At 69.0% G+C, this 18,672-nt stretch carries 19 protein-coding genes; 8 read left to right on the top strand and 11 right to left on the bottom strand.

Annotation, left to right across the window (positions count from 1 at the left end; genetic code table 11):
* A partial coding sequence (locus V7E05_RS03785; RefSeq protein ID WP_442891586.1) for a hypothetical protein occupies positions 1–264 on the top strand: 264 nt, incomplete at its 5' end.
* A gap of 90 nt (positions 265–354) precedes the next feature.
* Here the strand turns inward: V7E05_RS03785 and V7E05_RS03780 are convergent.
* The 4 genes from V7E05_RS03780 to V7E05_RS03765 all read right to left on the bottom strand — a co-directional run bounded on the left by V7E05_RS03780 (position 355) and on the right by V7E05_RS03765 (position 5,920).
* Entirely contained in the window at positions 355–2,253 is a 1,899-nt protein-coding gene (locus tag V7E05_RS03780) for an ABC transporter ATP-binding protein (protein WP_333618342.1), read from the bottom strand.
* A complete protein-coding gene (locus V7E05_RS03775) occupies positions 2,250–3,245 on the bottom strand; it encodes an ABC transporter permease (RefSeq protein WP_333618341.1) in 996 nt (331 codons plus the stop codon). The genes V7E05_RS03780 and V7E05_RS03775 overlap by 4 nt, the downstream gene beginning before the upstream one ends.
* A complete protein-coding gene (locus tag V7E05_RS03770) occupies positions 3,238–4,164 on the bottom strand; it encodes an ABC transporter permease (RefSeq protein ID WP_333618340.1) in 927 nt (308 codons plus the stop codon). The genes V7E05_RS03775 and V7E05_RS03770 overlap by 8 nt, the downstream gene beginning before the upstream one ends.
* A gap of 139 nt (positions 4,165–4,303) precedes the next feature.
* Entirely contained in the window at positions 4,304–5,920 is a 1,617-nt protein-coding gene (locus V7E05_RS03765) for a peptide ABC transporter substrate-binding protein (protein ID WP_333618339.1), read from the bottom strand.
* A 444-nt stretch (positions 5,921–6,364) separates the two neighbouring features.
* Here V7E05_RS03765 and acs point away from each other — a divergent pair, with 444 nt between their 5' ends.
* The 3 genes from acs (at position 6,365) to V7E05_RS03750 (ending at position 10,089) form a co-directional block, all read left to right on the top strand.
* A complete protein-coding gene (gene acs, locus V7E05_RS03760; RefSeq protein ID WP_333618338.1) occupies positions 6,365–8,314 on the top strand; it encodes an acetate--CoA ligase in 1,950 nt (649 codons plus the stop codon).
* Positions 8,315–8,547: 233 nt separating this feature from the next.
* Positions 8,548–9,042 carry a phage holin family protein gene (locus tag V7E05_RS03755; RefSeq protein ID WP_333618337.1) on the top strand — a complete coding sequence of 165 codons (495 nt, stop codon included), beginning with the start codon at positions 8,548–8,550 and terminating at the stop codon, positions 9,040–9,042.
* A gap of 117 nt (positions 9,043–9,159) precedes the next feature.
* Positions 9,160–10,089, top strand: coding sequence for an alpha/beta fold hydrolase (locus V7E05_RS03750; protein ID WP_333618336.1), 930 nt, complete (start codon positions 9,160–9,162; stop codon positions 10,087–10,089).
* 41 nt (positions 10,090–10,130) lie between these two features.
* On the opposite strand, the gene V7E05_RS03745 is transcribed toward V7E05_RS03750, so the two are convergent.
* From V7E05_RS03745 to nth, 4 genes are all read right to left on the bottom strand, one after another.
* On the bottom strand, positions 10,131–11,327 hold the full coding sequence (locus V7E05_RS03745) for a MarP family serine protease (RefSeq protein WP_333618335.1): 1,197 nt from the start codon (positions 11,325–11,327) through the stop codon (positions 10,131–10,133).
* A 150-nt stretch (positions 11,328–11,477) separates the two neighbouring features.
* Positions 11,478–12,299 carry an NUDIX hydrolase gene (locus tag V7E05_RS03740; protein ID WP_333618334.1) on the bottom strand — a complete coding sequence of 274 codons (822 nt, stop codon included), beginning with the start codon at positions 12,297–12,299 and terminating at the stop codon, positions 11,478–11,480.
* Complete coding sequence (locus V7E05_RS03735; protein ID WP_333618333.1) at positions 12,296–13,054, bottom strand: TlpA family protein disulfide reductase; 759 nt, start codon at positions 13,052–13,054, stop codon at positions 12,296–12,298. The genes V7E05_RS03740 and V7E05_RS03735 overlap by 4 nt, the downstream gene beginning before the upstream one ends.
* A complete protein-coding gene (nth, locus tag V7E05_RS03730; RefSeq protein ID WP_333618366.1) occupies positions 13,051–13,857 on the bottom strand; it encodes an endonuclease III in 807 nt (268 codons plus the stop codon). Before nth ends, V7E05_RS03735 begins: the two co-directional genes overlap by 4 nt.
* Positions 13,858–14,043: 186 nt before the next feature.
* Between nth and V7E05_RS03725 the strand changes: the two genes are divergently transcribed.
* Positions 14,044–14,373, top strand: a complete 330-nt coding sequence (locus V7E05_RS03725; RefSeq protein ID WP_333618332.1) for a hypothetical protein — start codon at positions 14,044–14,046, stop codon at positions 14,371–14,373.
* Positions 14,374–14,631: 258 nt separating this feature from the next.
* Positions 14,632–15,306, top strand: coding sequence for a Crp/Fnr family transcriptional regulator (locus V7E05_RS03720; RefSeq protein WP_333618331.1), 675 nt, complete (start codon positions 14,632–14,634; stop codon positions 15,304–15,306).
* 41 nt (positions 15,307–15,347) lie between these two features.
* Here the strand turns inward: V7E05_RS03720 and V7E05_RS03715 are convergent, their stop codons facing one another.
* From V7E05_RS03715 to V7E05_RS03705, 3 genes are all read right to left on the bottom strand, one after another.
* Positions 15,348–16,229, bottom strand: a complete 882-nt coding sequence (locus V7E05_RS03715) for an MBL fold metallo-hydrolase (RefSeq protein ID WP_333618330.1) — start codon at positions 16,227–16,229, stop codon at positions 15,348–15,350.
* A gap of 2 nt (positions 16,230–16,231) precedes the next feature.
* A complete protein-coding gene (locus V7E05_RS03710) occupies positions 16,232–16,699 on the bottom strand; it encodes a RidA family protein (RefSeq protein ID WP_333618329.1) in 468 nt (155 codons plus the stop codon).
* A gap of 78 nt (positions 16,700–16,777) precedes the next feature.
* A complete protein-coding gene (locus V7E05_RS03705; protein ID WP_333618328.1) occupies positions 16,778–16,954 on the bottom strand; it encodes a hypothetical protein in 177 nt (58 codons plus the stop codon).
* Positions 16,955–17,133: 179 nt separating this feature from the next.
* Here V7E05_RS03705 and V7E05_RS03700 point away from each other — a divergent pair, with 179 nt between their 5' ends.
* A complete protein-coding gene (locus V7E05_RS03700; protein ID WP_333618327.1) occupies positions 17,134–18,240 on the top strand; it encodes an ArsA family ATPase in 1,107 nt (368 codons plus the stop codon).
* A partial coding sequence (locus V7E05_RS03695; protein ID WP_333618326.1) for an ArsA family ATPase occupies positions 18,237–18,672 on the top strand: 436 nt, incomplete at its 3' end. The genes V7E05_RS03700 and V7E05_RS03695, both read left to right, overlap by 4 nt.

Below are 18,672 nucleotides of genomic sequence, written 5' to 3'. Positions count from 1 at the left end.
GCCGCCGAGCAGAAGTCCGCAGCTCCCCGCCAGTCGGCTCCCGCGCAGACCGCGTCCCAGCAGCCCGCGGCGACCCGGCAGTCGGCCCCCGTGACCGCCGCTCCCGCACAGGCCGACTCCGCGAAGCCCTCGAAGCCGCTCGACACCCGCCCCGAGGTCCCGGGCAAGGACGACTCGGACTCCACGTCGGACGCCGTCAAGAAGCGCCTCGAAGAGGCCGCGGCGAAGCTCACCGGCGACAAGAACAAGGGCGAAAGCCACTAGAATCCACGCGCGAACGCGCACGAAAAAGCGCCGCCGGGAAACGATCCCGGCGGCGCTTTTTCTCGCCCGCCTCGCCGCACGAGGCGCCGGCTACGCGACACCCAGGTCGATGTCCTTCCCGGGGACGGCGTCGAGCAGCGCGCGCGTGTATTCCTCGCGCGGGTCGTCGAACAGGGCGTCCGTGGCGTTCTCCTCGACCACCTTCCCCTTGGCCATCACGAGCACGTAGTCCGCGATCTGCCGGACGACGGCGAGGTCGTGGGTGATAAAGAGGTAGGTGAGCCCGAGCTCCGCCTGGAGCCCGGCAAGCAACTCGAGGATCTGCGACTGCACGAGCACATCGAGCGCGGAGACGGCCTCGTCGAGTACGAGCACCTCGGGGTCGAGGGCCAGCGCACGCGCGATGGCGACGCGCTGGCGCTGCCCGCCCGAGAGCTCCCCGGGGAAGCGGCGCCCGATCTCCTGCGGCAGCGCGACCTTGTCGAGCAGCTCGGCGACCTTCGCGTTGCGCTCGGCCTTCGTGCCCACGCCGTGGATCTTGAGCGGCTCGGCGATGGTGTTGTGTACCGAGTACATCGGGTCCACGGAGCCGTAGGGGTTCTGGAACACCGGCTGCACCCTGCGGCGCAGCGCGAGCTCCTCCTTGCCGCGGAGCTTGCTCACGTCGGCGCCCTCGAAGGTCACGCTGCCGCTCGTCGGCTCGAGGAGCCCGAGCACCATCTGCGCAACGGTCGACTTGCCGGAGCCCGACTCGCCGACGATCGCCGTGGTGGTTCCGCGGCGCATCGTGAACGAGACGTCCTGAACCGCGGGCACCGCCTCCTTCTTCCACGGCACCGAGCCGCGCACGTCGAAGACCTTGGAGAGTCCGTCGACGACGATCACGTCCTTGCTCGGAGCACCGGCCGAGTCCGCCGCACCGGCCGCCCCGACCGCGCCGGCCTCGGAAGCAAGCGCCCCCTTCTCCTCGGCCTTCTCCTTCGCCTCGTCGACGGCCTCGGCGACGATCTCCTCGCGCAGCTCCGACGTGCCGCCGGTGAGCTCAATCCGGCGTGATGCCAGCGACGGCGCCGCCTCGACGAGCCTCCGCGTGTACGGGTGCTGCGGCCGCTGCAGGATCTCCCGGCTCGGCCCGGCCTCGACCACGCGCCCCTTGCTCATGACGACGATGCGCTGCGCCCTCTCGGCGGCCAGCCCCAGGTCGTGCGTGATGAGGAGGACGGCCGTGCCGAGCGATTCGGTGAGCTCCCCGAGATGGTCGAGGATCTGCCTCTGGACGGTGACGTCGAGCGCCGAGGTCGGCTCGTCTGCGATGAGCAGAGACGGCCGCGCCGCGAGACCCGCGGCGATGAGCGCACGCTGCTTCATGCCACCGGAGAACTCGTGCGGGTACTGGTTGACTCGGCGCTCGGCGTCAGACAGGCCTGCCTCCTCGAGCAGCTCGATACTGCGCTTGCGCACCTCGGCCTTGCCCCGAGCCACGCCGTTGGCGCGGACGGCCTCGCCGATCTGGTAGCCGACGGACCACACCGGGTTGAGGTTGGTCATCGGATCCTGGGGGACGTAGCCGATCCGGGCGCCGCGGAGCGCTTGGAGCTGCTTCGTCGTCGCCGAGCGCACGCGCCCGTCCTTGTCGGTCGTGACGATCGGCTCGCCCTCGAAGAGGATCTCGCCGGCCGTGACGTGGCCACCGCCCTGGAGAAGCCCGATGATCGCCGACGCGGTCGTCGACTTGCCCGAGCCCGACTCGCCGACGATCGCGACGGTCTCGCCACGGAACACCGAGAGCGAGGCGCCGAAGACCGTGGGGATGGGCTTGCGCTTGGAGCCGAACGCGATGTCGACCCCGCGGATCTCGAGCAGCGGGGCATTGGGATCATGCGCACCGGCCTTCGCGCCCTTCCCTTCCGGCGTGGTGTCGTTCTTCGCTGCAGCGTCGCTCTTCGGCGCTGTCTTCTTTCCTGCGGCGTTCTTCGCTGCGTCGCTCATCGCTTCCGCTCCTTCGGATCGAGGGCGTCGCTCAGCGCATCGCCGAGCATGATGAAACCGAGAACCGTGACGGCCAGCGCGGAGGCCGGCCAGAACAAGATCATCGGGTCCGTGCGCAGCGACTGCTGCGCGGTGGAGATGTCGTTGCCCCACGAGACAGTGCCCGCGGGCAGGCCGATACCGAGGTAGCTCAGCGTCGCCTCGGCGACGATGTAGATGCCCAGGCCCGTGGTGGCCATGACGATGATCGGCGCGAGCGAATTGGGCAGCACGTGCCGCGCGAGGATCGCGAGGCGCGACTGGCCGAGCGCGCGCGAGGCCATGACATAGTCATTCTGCTTCGCCTCGATCACCGCGCCACGCGTGATGCGCGCCATCTGCGGCCACGCGAAGATAGAGAGCACGATGATCACGGTGAGCGTATTGCGGTCCGTGAAAAGCTGCATGAGCACGATGCCGGCGAGGATCAGCGGGATGGCGAAGAAGATGTCGGTGATCCTGGACAGGATCGAGTCGAGCCATCCACCGTAGAAGCCGGCCAGGGCACCGACGATGACGCCGACGAGCGTGACCGCGATGGTGACCCCGAGACCGGTGAGCACGGAGGCGCGTGCGCCGTAGATGACTCGCGCGTAGACGTCATAGCCCTGCTTGGTGAACCCGAGGGGGTGCCCATCCTCCGCCGCGCCATTGGACTTCGCGAGATCGGCGTGGGTGGGGTCCACGGACGTGAAGAGCTGCGGGAACAGCGCGACGAGCACGACGAGGAGGATGAGCACGGAGGCGATCCAGAACAGGGGTCGGCGGCGCAGGTCCGCCCACGCCTCGCCCCAGAGCCCTCGGGGCTGCTTCTGCGGGACCTTGGAGGCGTCTGCGGCCGAGCCAGAGAGCGACTCGTCGTTCGCGACGAAACGGGCCTCGCGGTCGTAGAGGTGCGCGGGGAGCTCGTTGTCGCCGGCCGCCGCGCCGTGGGTTTTGATCTGATCAGGCATATCGGATCCTCGGGTCGAGCGCGGCATAGAGCAGGTCGATAAGCAGCGTGGTGACCATGTAGATGATGACGAGAATCGTCACGACGCTGACCACGGTCGGCGCCTCGCTGATCTGGACGGACTTGAACACGAGCCCGCCGATGCCGTTGATGTTGAAGATGCCCTCGGTGACGATCGCGCCGCCCATGAGCGAAGCAAGGTCGGCGCCGATGAACGTGACGACGGGGATAAGCGAGTTGCGCAGCACGTGGACCGTGATGACCCGTCGCTTCCCCAGGCCCTTGGCGTACGCGGTGCGGACGTGGTCGGCGCGGAGGTTCTCGGCCACCGAGGTCCGGGTGAGCCGGAGGACGTAGGCAAAGGAGACCAATCCGAGCACGAATGCCGGGAGCATGAGGTTCTGGATCGAGGCGTCCGAGCCGACACTGATCGGCGCGACGCCCCATTTGACGCCGAGGAGGAACTGGGACACGAAGCCGATGACGAAGATCGGCACCGCGATGATGACGAGGCTGACGACGAGGACGGTCGCGTCGAAGAATCCGCCCTTGCGCATTCCGGCGATGACACCGAAGCCGATGCCGAAGACCGTCTCGACGATGAGCGCCATGATGGCGAGCTTGAAGGTGACGGGCAGCGCCTCGGAGATGACCTCGAGCACGTCCCGGTGGGAGAAGGTTTGGCCGAAATCTCCGGTGAAGATCCCCTGGAGGTAGAGCAGGTACTGGACGAGGAACGGCTTGTCCAAGTGGTACTGCTCGCGGATCGTATTCGCGACCGCATCGCTGAGCGGCTTGTCGCCGGCCAGCGCGGCGACTGGATCGCCGGGGATGAGGAACACCATCGCGTAGATGAGGAAGGTGGCACCGAAGAAGACGGGGATCATCTGCAGCACACGCCGCAGGAGATACCAGATCATTGTGGACCTCGAGAAAGGTAGTGGTTCTTGACGCAACCACGCCCGAGGGGCACACGGGGCGGCAGTGCCGCCCGTGCGCCCCTGGGGTGGTGCGGAAGGGTAGTCAAGGGTGTCTGTACGTGGAACCAGACGACCCGACTTACTTCTTGGTGACCTGGGTGTAGACCGGCTCGGACTTCCAGTCGTAGACGACGTTCTGGACATCGGGGTTCCAGGCGGTCGTCACGTTGGAGTACCAGAGCGGGATCGCGGGGAGGTCCTTGAGCAGGATCTCCTGGGCCGCGTTGGCCTTCTCGTTGCGCTTGGTCTCGTCGGGCTCCGAGGCTGCCTCGTCGATGGCCTTATCGAACTCGGGCGAGGAGTAGTCGCCGTCGTTGGAAGCGGCGTCGGTGCGGTAGAGGTCGGTGAGGAAATTGAGGGTCGAAGGGTAGTCGCCCTGCCAGCCGGAGCGGAACGCCGTCTTGATCGTGCGTGCGGTGATGTCGTTGCGGATCTGCTGGAAGGTGGGGAAGGAGAGGCCCTTCGACTCGATGCCGAGGGTCTCGGAGATCTGGTTGGTCACGGCCTCGGCCCATGCCTGGTGGTCGCCGTCGGCGTTGTAGGCGATATCGAGGCTCCCGGAGAACGGGCTGATCTTGTCGGCCTCGGCCCAGAGCTGCTTGGCCTTCGCCGGGTCGTGCTCGAGGACGTCGCCGCCGGCGAGCTTTTCGCCGCCACCCTCGATGGCGGGCGTGGTGAAGTCGACGGCCGGGGTCGCCGCGCCGCTGAAGATCGTGTCGGTGATCTGCTTGCGGTCGATGGCGTGGGAGACGGCCTCGCGGCGGAGCTTGCCCTCCTCGCCGCCCCAGTGCTCGAGTCGGCCGGGGATGGTGAAGGACTGGAAGATCGCCGCCGGCTGGTTGACGTGCGAGTCCGGGAAATCGCTCTCGTAGGTGGTGAAGTTCTGCTGCGGGACGCGGTAATCGAGTAGGTCGAGCTGGCCCGACTGCGCATCGAGGTACGCGGTGTCCATGCTCGAGTAGATCTTGAACTCGATGCCGTCGTTCTGCGGCTTGCGGTCGCCGTCGTAGTTCTCGTTGGGCGTGAGCTTGATCGACTCGTTGTGCACCCAGTCGCCCGGCTCGATCTTGTACGGGCCGTTGCCCACGGGCGCGTCACCGAAGGCCTCGATGTCGTCGTAGGCGCTCTCGGGGAGCGGAGCGAAGGCGGAGTAGCCGAGGCGGGTGGCGAAGTCACCGGTGGGACGGGATAGCGTGACCTTGAACTCCGTGGGGCTCACGACCTCGAGTCCGGACATCTTGTCCTCGGTCGCCCCCTCCTCGGAGACCTTATCGAAGCCTTCGATCGGCTCGAAGAAGGACTGCTGGAGCTGGCCGTTCTTCGAAGCCGCGCCGAAGTTCCAGGCGTCGACGAAGTTCTTCGCCTCGACGGGCGAGCCGTCGGAGAACTTCTTGCCTTCCTTGATCTTGATGTCGAACTCGGTGGCGTCGTCGTTCGGGGTGATCGACTCGGCGACGGCGTTGTTCGGCTTGCCCTTGGCGTCGTATTCGACAAGGCCCTCGTAGAGCTGGTTGAGGACGCGGCCGCCGCCGACCTCGTTGGTGTTCGTCGTCACGAGCGGGTTCTGCGGTTCGGTTTCGAATGCCGTGATCATGTTGCTGTCGGATCCGCCGTCGCCGCCGGAACACGCTGTGAGCGCGCCTCCCGCGAGCACCGTGGCCGTGGCCACGGCGAGCACCTTGTTCAACCTACGCACGAGCTACCTCCAGGATTTCTCCGCCGGGGCTGCGCCTCGGAGGATCGGGCGGCCACGGAGCTCAGATGTGGCCCCGCCGACCGCCGCCGGATGACGCGCACACCCCGGATTTCGAGATGAACTGCGCCTTACAGTGTGGTTAAGAATCCTAAACTCAGATGTGTAGCTGCAAAATATTTTCTGGCTAAATAAACATGCCCGAAACAAAGTCCCACCCCCGTGGCCTTGGACCCGTATGCCTCCGGCGCGTCGCCCCCGCGCGGTCTCTCGCGTCGGATCCCACGCGCACCTCGCCCACTTTTGCGCCCCGGACGTGCATTTTTCCGTCAGGTACGGAAGATGTGGCTATCCTCATGTATATCGGGTGTGACCCGCGCTACAGCGGGGGGACAACCGGCAGGCCAGATGGCCACAGCCAAAAACCGCAACGCGAGGAGTGTCGACATGACCCACGATCCGGCCACGGACCTGACCATCGCTCCGGATCCGGATTTCGCCGCGCAGGCGAATGCACAGGCCGGACTCTACGAGGAGGCCACGGCCGATCGCCTCGCCTTCTGGGACGAGCAGGCGAAGCGCCTCCAGTGGGAGACGCCGTGGGCCGAGGTCCTCGACTGGTCCGGCGCCCCCGTGGCCAAGTGGTTCGTCGGCGGCAGCCTCAACGTCGCGGTCAACTGTGTGGACCGGCACGTCGCGGCGGGTCTCGGAGATCGCGTCGCCATCCACTGGATCGGCGAGCCGAAGGAGGACGCCCGCGATATCACGTACGCCGAGCTCCTCGCCGAGGTCTCGCGCACCGCGAGCTATTTCGAGTCCATCGGCCTCGGCGCCGGCGACCGCGTGGCGATCTACATGCCGATGATCCCCGAGGCGTACATCGCGATGCTCGCGTGCGCCCGCATCGGCGCGACGCATTCAGTCGTGTTCGCCGGCTTCTCCTCCGCCGCACTCCGCTCGCGAGTCGACGATGCCGAGGCCAAGCTGGTCATCACATCGGACGGCCAGTTCCGCCGGGGCAAGCCCGCCCCTCTCAAGGCAGCCGTGGACGAGGCGCTCGGCGATTCCGTCTCCGGGGTCGAGGGACCTGCGGCGTCGGTCGAGAAGGTACTCGTGGTCCGTCGCACCGGCATCGACGTCGACTGGGACTCCGAGCGCGACGTGTGGTGGGACGAGGTCGTCCCCGGGCAGTCCGATGCCCACGAGCCCCAGTCCTTCGACTCCGAGCACCCGCTGTTCCTGCTCTACACCTCGGGCACCACAGGTAAGCCCAAGGGCATCGTGCACACCTCCGGCGGCTACCTCACGCAGGCGTCGTACACGCACTACAACGTCTTCGACCTCAAGGCCGAGAGCGACGTCTACTGGTGCACGGCGGACATCGGCTGGGTCACCGGCCACACCTACGGCGTCTATGGCCCGCTCTCCAACGGCGCGACCTGCGTGGTGTATGAGGGCACGCCGAACAGCCCCGACGAGCACCGGCACTTCGAGATCATCGAGGACAATAAGGTCTCGATCTACTACTCGGCGCCCACGCTCGTCCGCACGTTCATGAAGTGGGGCAGCGATATCCCCGCCGCGCACGACCTCTCCTCGATTCGCGTGCTCGGCTCCGTGGGCGAGCCCATCAACCCCGAGGCGTGGCGCTGGTACCGCGAGAACATCGGCGGAGGGAAGGCCCCGATCGTCGACACCTGGTGGCAGACCGAGACCGGCGCCATCATGGTGTCGCCGCTGCCCGGCGTCACCTCCTGCAAGCCGGGTTCGGCGATGGTCCCCCTCCCCGGCATCTCCATGGACATCGTCGACAACGACGGTGCCGAAGTGCAGCGCGAGGAGCAGGGCCTCCTCGTCGCCACCGAGCCGTGGCCGTCGATGCTCCGCGGTATCTGGGGCGACATGGAGCGTTTCCGCGACACCTATTGGTCGCACTTCGCGGAGCAGGGCTACTACTTCGCCGGCGACGGCGCCAAGTGGGATGCCGACGGCGCGCTGTGGGTCCTCGGCCGCGTCGACGACGTCATGAACGTCTCGGGCCACCGTATCTCGACCTCCGAGGTCGAGTCCGCGCTCGTCGGGCACCACGGCGTCGCCGAAGCCGCCGTGGTCGGGGCGAACGACGAGCACACCGGGCAGGCGATCGTCGCGTACGTGATCCTCCGCGAGGGTCAGGAGAACACGGGCGACGAGCTCATCGCCGAGCTCAAGGCCGAGGTGAGCCGCGAGATCTCCCCGATCGCCAAGCCCCGCGACATCACGGTCGTGCCCGAGCTGCCCAAGACCCGCTCGGGAAAGATCATGCGGCGCCTGCTCCGGGACGTCGCCGAGGGCCGCGAGGTCGGCGACACCTCCACGCTCTCGGATCCGTCGATCATGGCACACCTCAAGAAGTAGGACGAGCGCCGTCATTCCGGGCTGTTATCGGCCGGGGTGGCGGCGCGCCGAACCGTTACTTCCGCGGTGAGGCTCAACCCTCGCCGCACCGCCGTGGCAGGATTGGGGACAGTGGCACGGGCCGCCCTTACTATTGTCTGGGAGTACCCGGCGCGAAAAAGATGCGAAAGCGGCTGCGGTCCACGGAACGTCGGCCGCATGCCTTCGTCCATGAGGAAGCCTAAGGAGAGTCCGTGAGCAACACCCACGACAACGCGAATACCCCCGGCGGCTCGATCCCGCTGCGCGATGCCGATTCGCTGAAGCGCGGAGATGCCAGCATCGGCGACCTCGTGAAGAACGCGACGACCCAGGTGTCGACGCTCGTGCGCTCGGAGATCGAGCTCGCGAAGACCGAGGTCACGGAGCAGGTCAAGAAGGCCGGGATCGGCGGCGGCATGTTCGCCGCGGCGCTCGTGCTGCTCCTCCTCTCGCTTCCGCCGCTCACCTTCATGTTCGCGAAGCTCATCTCGATGTGGATGGGCACGAAGACGTGGGACTGGTTCGGGTTCCTCATCATCTTCCTCGTGCTCCTCGTGCTCGCGATCATCTGCGCGCTCATCGGCGTGATCAAGGTCAAGGCCATCCGCAAGCCGCAGCGCACGATGGATTCGGTTTCCGACCTCAAGCTCGCGGTGCCGCAGAAGAACGGCGAGCTCGGCGGCTCGAACCCGCTCGACCGCCGCTAGCAGCCGGAACCGGATTCGGCTGCAGGCAGCACCGCCATCGCACGGCGCACGTCCCCTACCGCACCACCGCCAGATCCGGCGGTGGTGCGGTTTTCCGGTCCCTGGACGCATCGGGATGTGACGACGAACGGGATCCGCGTCCACATCGCGGAGATGCTGCCGCCGGCGGGCGCGCCGCGCCCAGCCGGCACACCGAGCGTGGCCGGCGGCGATTCCGACACTTCCCCGCTCGCTCTGCTCGTCCACGGCTTCGGCGGCCTCTGGTGGACCATGCGCGGGCTCCTCGAGCCGCTCGCCGCGGCCGGCTTCCACGCCGTCGCACTCGACCTGCGCGGGCACGGCGATTCCGATAAGCCGCCGCGCGGCTACGACGCGTGGACGCTGGCCACGGACGTCACCAACCTCATCCGCGCGCTCGGGCACACCGAGGCGCTCATCGTGGGGCACGGCGAGGGCGGATACCTTGGCTGGACCGCCGCGTACCGGCGCCCGCGCGCTGTCCGCGCGCTCGTCGCCGTATCCTCCCCGCACCCACTGACCATGCGGGCGCGCAGCCTCCGCGGCGGCGCGCAGCGCGCCGCGGTGCTCCCCGATCTCGCCTACGACCAGCTCCCCCGCGCTGCCGAGAGGCGGCTCCTCGCCGACGACGCCGAGTACATCGCCCGCACCCTCCGGGAGCGCGGCGGGCCCGCATGGGTCGGTTCCGCGGATTTCGCCGAGAGCCGCCGCGTGCTCCGCGAGGCGATGCGCATCCCGAAGGTCGCGCACCTCACGCTGGAGTCGCGCCGCTGGCTGTTCCGTAGCCAGTTCCGCCCCGACGGCCGCGACTACCGCCACTCGATCGAGGGGCAGCTCGAGCACGAGGTGCTCGCCGTCGGCGGCGCTGCAGATCCGTACGTGCTACCCGATACCATCTCGCGCTCCCGCGCCTACGCGCCGGCGCTGCGGACGAGCTTCATCGACGGCGTCGGCCACTACGCCCCGATGGAGGCGCCCGCCGTGCTCGCGGAGCAGATCGTCCGCTTCGCCGCGGACCTGCCGCGGTAGGAGGGCGCCTGGCGCCTGCACGCCTGCGCGCTACCGCGCCCCTACTGCGCGGCGCCCACGCAGTTGCCCGTAGGCGCGGGTGCCGCCTGCCCTTCGGCGGCGCTCACGGTGGGCATGATCTCGTCGAGGGTCAGTGCGTAGCCGGTCTCCGACTGGTCCAGCGCTGCACCGAAGATGATCCCGATGACGCTGCCGTCCGGCGCGATGAGAGGCCCGCCGGAGTTCCCCTCCTGGACGTCTGCGCGCATCGTGTACACCGAGCGCTCGACCTGCGCGTCGCGGTAGATATTCGGCCCGCGGAGGGTCACTTCCTCGCGGATCCGCGCCGCGCCCGCGTGGTACGGGCCGTTGCCCGGGTAACCGAGGACGATCGCGTCGTCCCCGCTCTGCACGTCGCGTTCCGTGGCGAGCGGGATCGACGGCGAGGGCAGCCCCGGCACATCGAGCACGGCGATGTCGACGTTCGGGTCGTAGGCGACCACCGTCGCGTCCACGGCGACGCCGTCGGCGACCTCGACGCGCACGGTGTCCGTGCCGGCGACGACGTGCGCGTTGGTGATGACCCGGCCCGGCTCGTACACGACACCCGAACCCTCGAGGGCCCTGCGGCACTGCTCGGCCCGACCCATGATCTTGACGACGGAAGGCCGCACCGATTGGACGATGGGGTTGTCCTGCAGCGCCGGATCCGCTGGCGGCACCTCGCGCAGAGGCGTCTCGGAGAAGGGGCCGAGGATCCCGGGGAACCCGGTGTCGACGAGCACCTCGGCGAACGTGCTCGGGATGTTCTTGAGCTGCTGCGGGGCCACGGCGTCGATCTTCGACAGGATCGCCGAGCCGCGGATCATCTGCGCGGCGGACGTCTCCTCGCGCGCGGAGACGGGGATCGCCACGAGCCACGCGACGAGGAGGATCGCGGCGGCCTGGAGCACGGCGCCGATGAGCGAATCGAGCGCCCGCGCGGAACTGGAGCCGGAGATCGAGCTGCGTAGCGCGCGCCCGATGGTCTGCCCCGCGATCTGGCCGATGACCACCATGACGCCGACCACCGCGAGCCCCGCGACGAGCCGCGCCAGCGGGCTATCGAGATGGTCGACGACGTGCGGGGCCACGAGAAGGCCCGAGGTCGCGCCGACCGCCACACCGAGGAGAGCGAACGCCGATGCCAGGGCGCCGCTCATCCACCCTGCGAGCGCCGCGAGCACCGCGAGCACGACCAGAGCCACATCGAGCCACATCGAGCCGGTCAGGGGAACTCCTTGTCGTCGAGCGCGGGACCTTCGGCCCTCGCGCCGGTGTCGTCGTCGGTCATTTCTGCGTCCGTGTTGTAGTCGTCTGCCGTGTGGTCGTCCGGCGAGTCGCCGTCCTTCGCGGCGCCGCCCGGCGCGCTATCTCCGCCGCGCCGCCGCCTTGTGTTCGAGCTCCGCCCGGATCTCGAGCGACGGCCAGCTGTTCTCCTCGCCGTTCGCCGATGCCTCGAGGACGGCCTCGAGATCCCGTACGTCGCCGTCATCCCAGGGGAGGTCCCAACCGGCGACCTCGCTCGCCGCGGCGAACACACCGGCCGTGAAACCCCACAGCACCAGTTCCCCGATACTAAACGCCGGACCCTGCCAGCCTGCGGATTGGCGCACGGTAAAGCGCTGTGCGGGGTCGAGGAGCTCCGAGAGCGGGACGTCGAGCACCTGGGAGGTCTCGGCCTCGTCGGCGACGCCCACGACCCCCGGCTCGCGCCAATAGCCGAGCACGGGATAGACGGAGTAGTTCGAGACGGGGATGTAGAGCGGGCCCGTGACGGCCAGGACATCGACGGATTCCGGGTCGAGCCCAGTCTCCTCGCGCGCCTCGCGCAGGGCGGTGTCGGCGATGGTCACGTCGACCTCTTCCGCGCCGCCGCCGGGGAACGAGATCTGTCCTGCATGGCTGCCCAGCGTCGCGGCGCGGTGCGTGAGCAGCACCTTCGCGTCGTTCGGCGGCCTGGGCCCCGGGGCGGCCGGGTCGCCGGAGAACAGCACGAGGACCGCCGAGATCCGGTGCGGCCGGCCGAGCGGATGGTCCTCGCCCTCGCTCGGCGGGCGGCGGGCGGGAAGCGCGTCGACGACGGCCCCGCGACGCGAGGCGAGCGCGAGCGGCTCCAGCCAGGCGGGGGCCGAATCGGCGAAGTCGATGCGGGAGTGGTCGAAGTACTCCTCGGGCGGGAAGTAGCTCATCGGGCGGCTCCTTGCGTGGCGGGCTTCGCGTCGCCCGCAGCGTCTACGCCGAGGTACTCGCCCATCGCAGACAGGACGTCGTCCGGGGAGCGCATGACCTGCGGCAGCACCCTCGCCACCGTCCCGTCGGGTCGGACGAGCACGGAAACGGGGAGCACCGGCGGCGTGCCCGCGGCCTGCGCCACCGCGCCTTCGCTGTCCTCGAGCGAGGGCAGGTCGGTGACCCCGAGCTCGCGCAGCATCGACAATCCCTTGCCCTCGGCGGGATCGGAGTGGACGAGCACGACACGCGCCGAATCCCCGAGCCGCTCCTGCGCCCTGACTAGCTCGGGCAACTCGCGGCGGCACGGCTCGCACCAGTACGCCCACAGATTGACCAGCGTCGGCTTCCCGCCCGCGAGCTCGGCGAAGTTGCCGGCGTTGCCGTCGGCCATGCACACGAGGGGGATGTCGGCGAGGCTCGGGTCCCCGGAGGCGTCGGTGGTGTCGGCGGCGGTTGTCGCGCCGGACCCGCCGGCGCCGCCTGCCCCATCTCCGGGGCACGCAGCGATCCCGGCATCGGTGCGCTCCTGCGCACTCGCTGCCCGGTAAGGCCCCGGAGTGACGCCGGACGTCCCCGAATCCCCCTGCCCCGCCGCGGCATCGCGTGCGGTGCCGGTGTCGTCGCCGCTGCCGCCGATCGTGCCCCACAGGGCGGCGGCGAGGCCCACCGCGACGACGATCATGACGATCGACCAGCGCGCCGCCGAGCTCATCGGCCGGCCCCTTCGCCCTGAGCCGCGGTGCCGGCGAGTGCCTCGTCCCCGGGCAGCGGCGCGCCGTCGGCGTCGAGCCCGGCGAGGGCGAGGAGGTGCCCCCTGTCGTCGCCCGACACGAGCTTCGCCGCCGCCACTGGATCCAGCGGACCGGCAGTACCGGCCGACGGGCAGTCCGCGGCGAGCAGGCACGCTCCGCACGCGGGCTTGCGCGCGTGGCAGACGCGGCGGCCCATCCAGATGATCCGGTGGCTCGTGTCCGTCCAGATCTTCCGCGGCAGGAGCTCGGCGACGACCCGCTCGATCTTCACGGGGTCGGTTTCCTCCGTCCACGCCCAGCGGTGCACGAGGCGCTGGAAATGGGTGTCGACCGTGAGCCCCGGTGTATCGAAGGCATTTCCGAGGACCACGTTCGCGGTCTTCCTGCCGAAGCCCGGCAGCGTGATGAGGTCCTCCATGCGGGAGGGAACCTCGCCGTCATACTTCTCGACAAGCACTGCGCCGAGACCCTGGATGCTGCGCGCCTTGTTGCGGTAGAAGCCGGTGGAGTGGATGAGCGATTCGAGCTCCTCCCGGTCCGCACCGGCGTAGTCGGCGGCCGTGCGGTAGCGCGCGAACAGGGCCGGGGTGACCATATTGACGCGCGCATCCGTGCACTGCGCCGAGAGGATCGTGGCGACGGAGAGCTCGAGCGGATTGGAGAAATCGAGCTCGCACCAGACTTCGGGGAACGCTTCGGCGAGGCGCCGGGCCATGCGGCGCGAGCGGCGCTTGAGACCGATTGTGGTCTCCGTGCCGCGCATCGCAGCGGTGGAGCGGCGCCGCTGCGGGGAGGCTGGTGCTGCGGCGGACATTCTTCGATTCTACGTGCGACCGTCGCCCGAACCCGCATCCATGACGCGGGGACATCCGCCGGGGCGCGACGAACCACACGGCCACCGGCGCGGGGTGTTTCACACTGCGGGGTGGGCCCGACTACCTTGATGGGCATGAACGCACTCGTCGTGATCCTCGCGCCCCTCGCGATCGCCCTGTTCGCGCTCGTCATGGAGCGCTTCGAGGCGATCGTCGTGGGCACCCGCGGCGAGGGCGCGAAACCGAATAAGGCGACAGTCGTGCCGGGACCGGATGAGAAGGTCTCCGGGGCCGATACGGGCACGGGCGTGGGCACGGGTGGCGATTCCGCCGGCGCCGCCGGATCGGCTCCGGGCGGCGCTCCCGAGGCCGGCGGCTCCGAGCGAGGCCCTGACTCCGGATCCAAGCCCGGCTCCGCGGGCGGGTCCGACGCGTCGACGCAGGACAAGCCCGAGAGCAACTGAACGCCCGTCCAAAATAAGGGCTTCCGTTAATACTATTGCACTGCCGCCTGCCTTTTCGCGCGCCGCGAACAATTGTCCCCAAGGGTCGCCAGACCCCACCGCACGCGATACAGTGGCATTTGCCACATTCGGGCGCATGGGACAAGCGCGTCCGGATGTGCTTCTGCCCTGCGCGCGGCCGCCACAAGCGCCTTGTAGGGCCACGTGCCCCGCGGAAAGGAACCGCGCGGGTTCCCCAGACGAAAGAAGGCATTGTCCGTGGATGACGCACTGAGCAGAGCCGGCATTTTCCAAGGCGTCGACCCTGCGGCCGTCAAAGCGCTGCGCGACGACCTGTCTCCCGCCCAGTTCTCTCGTGGCGAGACGATCATCCGCGAGGGCGAGCCGGGCGAGACGCTCTACATCATCACCGAGGGCAAGATCAAGCTCTCCCGCAAGGCCCCCGATGGCCGCGAGAACCTGCTTTCCGTCCTCGGACCTGCGGATATGTTCGGCGAGCTCTCGATTTTCGATCCGGGCCCGCGCACGTCCTCGGCCATCTGCGTCACCGATGTCAAGGTCGAGTCGATGAACCGCACGGCGCTCCGCCGCTGGATCTCCGAGCGCCCCGAGATCGCCGATCAGCTGCTGCGCGTTCTCGCTCGCCGCCTCCGCAGGACCAACAACAACCTCGCGGACCTCATCTTCACGGACGTGCCCGGCCGCGTCGCCAAGGCGCTGCTACAGCTCGCGCAGCGCTTCGGCCAGAAGGAGGGCACCTCGGTGCGGGTCACGCACGACCTCACGCAGGAGGAGATCGCGCAGCTCGTCGGTGCCTCCCGTGAGACGGTCAACAAGGCGCTCGCCGAGTTCGCGCACCGCGGCTGGCTCCGCCTCGAGGGCAAGTCCGTGATCATCTCGGATCCGGAGCGGCTCGCCCGCCGCGCGCGGTAGATCTTCCTCGGCGGCCGCGGCAATTCCCAGCCGGCCGCCGCCTAACCCCGCTCGGCGATGTAGCCGAGCGCCACGCGAGTACTCTGTTCGGCCGCAGCGAGCAGTGTGGAATCGGTGACCTCTGTATAGATATGCCGCGTGAGCTCCTCCGCGCTCGCATCCGGTCCGAGCTCGGCGACGGCGTCGCGGACCTGCTGCAGTCGAGCCTGACGGTGTTCTGCGAGCCCCGTCGCAGCGGCCGCGGTGTCGGCGATGTCCGGGCCGTGCCCGGGAACTCCGGGAAGCGCGCGGTCGCCGGCGACTCCGCGGATCCCCTCGAGCGAATCGAGGTAAGAGGCCAGCGAACCGTCGGTCGCGTCGAGCACCGTGGAGTCCCGGCCGAGGATCGTGTCGCCGAGCACGATGCAGTCGGCGCCCTCGCCCTCCCCGACTCCGGACCCGACTCCCGGGGAGTCCGCGGCCACCACGAACGACACGGAATCGGCGGTGTGCCCCGGCGTCGCCAGCACGCCAATGTGCAGGCCGGCTGCCCGAATTACTTCGCCGTCATCCAGCGTTTCCCCGCCGCGGCAGTGCTCGGGGAGCGCGGCCCGCACGGGCGCCGGCGCCAGCGCGGCGAACCCGTCGATCCCGTCGGTGTGGTCGCCGTGCCGATGCGTGACCAGAACGAGCTCGACCTCCCCGGCCGCGCGCGCGAGCGCCTCCGCATGCGCGGCGTCGGACGGACCCGGATCGATGACGACGGACGTCCGCGAGCCCGGTGCCCGCAGGATCACCGAGTTGGTGCCCTCCATGGTCATGGCCGAGGGGTTCTCGCACAGCACCACCGAGGCCAGCGTGCTGCCGGCGACCGCCCGCGGCGTCTCGTACGCGGGGAACGTGACGTCGGCGGCCGAAGATGACGACGACGCAATATCGCTCACGGCTAGCCCTCGACCTCGACGATCAGCTCGACCTCGACGGGCGCGGCGAGCGGGAGTTCGGCGACGCCGACGGCCGAGCGGGCGTGCACGCCCGCGTCCCCGAAAATCTCCGAGAGCACGTCCGATGCGCCATTGAGCACGACCGGCTGGGAGTTGAAGCCGGGCGCCGAGGCGACGAAGCCCGAGACCTTCGCGACGCGCACGACCTTGTCGATGCCCACGAGCGAATCGACCGCGGCCAGCGCGTTGAGCGCGCACTGCCGTGCCATCCGGGAGGCCTCGTCGATGGTCACGTCGTTGCCGACCTTGCCGGTACCAAGCAGCTCACCACCGAGCAGCGGGAGCTGGCCCGAGGTGTAGACCATGTTCCCGCTCCGCACGGCCGGCGCGTAGCTGCCCACCGGGGCGGCCACGCCGGGTAGCTCGATCCCGAGCGCCTCGATCTTCCGTGACCAATAGCCTTCGCTCATGCTCGTCCGCCTCCAGGTGCTCGCTCGTGCTCTTGCGGGGTCGGCTCGGTTCTTCTGCCGGGCCTATTACCAGGTCTTCTACTGGGTCTTCGCGCGCTTCATGTACGCGACGTGCTGCTCACCGGTGGGCCCTGGGAGAACCGTGACCAGCTCCCAGCCGTCCTCGCCCCACTGGTCGAGGATCTGCTTGGTGGCGTGCGTGAGAAGCGGAACGGTCGAGTACTCGAACTGGGTGTGTCCCTGAGGTGAGGTCATGGCCCCACTCTATAAGGAGACGCGCACGCGAAGTCCACCACCGGAGGTGTCGCCAGGCCCTGCCCGTCCCACCCCGGCGCCCACAACCCGAACCGGAACTGCACCGAACCCCCACCGATTCGGAGCGCATTCGCTTCCGAAGGCTCCCGCTTGCCCCGGAAATCATTAGGGTTGTGGGTATGTCCTCAGCTGCGGCACCGGCGCCCACGCTGGCCGACGACCTCCGCGGAAAATGGTCGCCCTCGGCAGCGAATGCCCACATCCACTTCGTCTCGGGGAAGGGCGGCACGGGCAAGTCCACCGTGGCCGCCTCGCTCGCCATCGCGCTCGCCGAGGAAGGGCACCGGGTCCTCCTCGCCGAAGTCGAGGAGCGCCAGGGCATCGCCCGTCTCTTCGACCGCGAGCCCCTTCCTTATAAGGAGACGCACCTCGCCTCGCTCGAAGGCGGCGGCGAGATCCACGGCCTCGCCATCGACGCCGAGGCGGCAATGCTCGAGTACATGGCGATCTTCTACAAGCTCGGCACGCTCGGCCGGGCGATGCGCGCGACCGGCGCGCTCGAGTTCGCTACGTCCATCGCACCGGGCATCAAGGACGTCATCCTCACCGGCAAGATCAAAGAGGTCGCGACCCGCGACAAGGGCAAGCGCGAGGTCGCCTACGACGCCATCGTCGTCGACTCCCCGCCCACGGGCCGCATCCACCGCTTCCTCGACGTCACCTCCGCGATGGCCGGGATCGCGCGCGGCGGGCCCATCCACTCCCAGGCGCGCGGCGTCTCCGAGCTCCTGCACTCCGATCGCGCCGTCGTCCACCTCGTCACGCTGCTCGAGTCACTCCCCGTCCAGGAGACGCTCGACGCGATCTCCGATATCGAGTCCGTCGGCATTCCCGTCGGACATGTCATCGTCAACCGCGCCGCCCCGCGTCTCGTCCCCGGCGACTCGCTCGGCCGCTTCGCCGCCGAGGGCCCCGATCCGAAGCAGCTCGCAGCGGGCCTCCTCGAGACCGGGATCACCGAGAACGGGACCGGGAAGGACACCGGCGAAACCCCCACGGAACCCGACCCCGCCCTCGTCGAGGGTCTCATCGTCGAGTCCATGGAATACGGGCGCGTCGCAGAGGGCCAGCTCGCGGCGGCCACGACCCTCGCGGACTCCCCTGCCGACACCCTCGTCCTCCCCCACCTCGGCGGCGGCATCGACACGTGCTCGCTGTTCGAGCTCGCCTCTGCGCTCACCGAGCAGGGCGTCGCCCTCTCCCCGAAGGGACGGTTCGCGCGATGAGCCAACTCGATGTCGAAGCCCTCCTCTCCTCCGCGGAGACCCGCGTCGTCGTGTGCACCGGCTCCGGCGGCGTCGGCAAGACCACCACGTCCGCGGCCCTCGGTCTCCTCGCCGCCGAGCTCGGCCGCCAGGTCGTTGTGCTCACCATCGACCCGGCGCGACGGCTCGCGCAGGCACTCGGCGTCGACGGCCTCACGAACGAGCCGCAGGAAGTCTCCACCGCTTCTGACGACGGAGCTCCCGATTCCGGGACCAGCGCGGGTGGCCGTCTCTACGCGATGATGCTCGACATGAAGGGCACGTTCGACGAGCTCGTCGCCAACAACACCACCCCGGAACGCGCCCAGCGCATCAAGGACAACCCCTTCTATTCGACGCTCGTCGAGTCCTTCGCCGGCACCCAGGAGTACATGGCCATGGAGAAGCTCGGGC

This window comes from Dietzia sp. (assembly GCF_036741115.1).
In the GTDB taxonomy this organism is placed as follows: Bacteria; Actinomycetota; Actinomycetes; order Mycobacteriales; family Mycobacteriaceae; genus Dietzia.
This window is presented reverse-complemented; position numbering and strand designations above follow the sequence as displayed.

Coding starts and splice junctions, on each gene's coding strand:
- V7E05_RS03780 (WP_333618342.1), bottom strand. CDS start 2,253: ATGAGCGACGCAGCGAAGAACGCCGCAGGAAAGAAGACAGCGCCGAAG.
- V7E05_RS03745 (WP_333618335.1), bottom strand. CDS start 11,327: ATGTGGCTCGATGTGGCTCTGGTCGTGCTCGCGGTGCTCGCGGCGCTC.
- V7E05_RS03770 (WP_333618340.1), bottom strand. CDS start 4,164: ATGATCTGGTATCTCCTGCGGCGTGTGCTGCAGATGATCCCCGTCTTC.
- nth (WP_333618366.1), bottom strand. CDS start 13,857: ATGCGCGGCACGGAGACCACAATCGGTCTCAAGCGCCGCTCGCGCCGC.
- V7E05_RS03725 (WP_333618332.1), top strand. CDS start 14,044: ATGAACGCACTCGTCGTGATCCTCGCGCCCCTCGCGATCGCCCTGTTC.
- V7E05_RS03775 (WP_333618341.1), bottom strand. CDS start 3,245: ATGCCTGATCAGATCAAAACCCACGGCGCGGCGGCCGGCGACAACGAG.
- V7E05_RS03740 (WP_333618334.1), bottom strand. CDS start 12,299: ATGAGCTACTTCCCGCCCGAGGAGTACTTCGACCACTCCCGCATCGAC.
- V7E05_RS03735 (WP_333618333.1), bottom strand. CDS start 13,054: ATGAGCTCGGCGGCGCGCTGGTCGATCGTCATGATCGTCGTCGCGGTG.
- acs (WP_333618338.1), top strand. CDS start 6,365: ATGACCCACGATCCGGCCACGGACCTGACCATCGCTCCGGATCCGGAT.
- V7E05_RS03705 (WP_333618328.1), bottom strand. CDS start 16,954: ATGACCTCACCTCAGGGACACACCCAGTTCGAGTACTCGACCGTTCCG.
- V7E05_RS03700 (WP_333618327.1), top strand. CDS start 17,134: ATGTCCTCAGCTGCGGCACCGGCGCCCACGCTGGCCGACGACCTCCGC.
- V7E05_RS03710 (WP_333618329.1), bottom strand. CDS start 16,699: ATGAGCGAAGGCTATTGGTCACGGAAGATCGAGGCGCTCGGGATCGAG.